Source organism: Corallococcus praedator (assembly GCF_003612125.1).
Lineage (GTDB): Bacteria > Myxococcota > Myxococcia > Myxococcales > Myxococcaceae > Corallococcus > Corallococcus praedator.
The window spans coordinates 1-511 of record NZ_RAWI01000870.1 but is presented as its reverse complement, the minus strand read 5'-3'; the positions used below and the strand labels follow the sequence as shown (position 1 = coordinate 511).

The 511-nt window shown below is 68.5% G+C and carries 1 protein-coding gene; it reads left to right on the top strand.

From position 1 onward, the window contains the following. The coding region (locus D7Y13_RS47380; RefSeq protein ID WP_439329264.1) for a SecDF P1 head subdomain-containing protein at positions 1–511 on the top strand (511 nt) is incomplete at both ends.

Genomic DNA, 511 nt, shown 5'->3' with positions numbered 1-511 from the left:
CCCGGCGGCTCGGGCATCATCACCGGCAGCTTCACGGTGGAGGAGTCGACCAACCTCGCCGTGCTGCTGCGCGCGGGCGCCCTGCCCGCCGGGCTGACATTCCTGGAGGAGCGGACCATCGGGCCGGAGCTCGGGCAGGACAGCATCGACGCCGGCCGCAACGCCGCCTACGCGGCGATGGTCGCCGTGTTCATCTTCATGGTGGCGAGCTACGGCGCCTTCGGCCTCGTCGCCGTCATCGCCCTCGCCGTCAACATCGTGCTGATCTTCGCGCTCCTCAGCCTCGTCGGCGCGACGCTGCGCATCCCCTACTCGTTCCTGGTCCCGATCTTCGGCGGACGCAACTGGACGATCATCTCTGCCGGCCTCCTCCTGATCCCGGCGATCGCGATGGCGATCTGCCTCGGCAACCCCGAAACGCCCTTCCCGGTCCTGCTCCTGGTGGCAGCCCTCGCCGGCTTCGGCGGAGGCAACTTCGCCAGCTCGATGTCGAACATCACCTACTTCTACC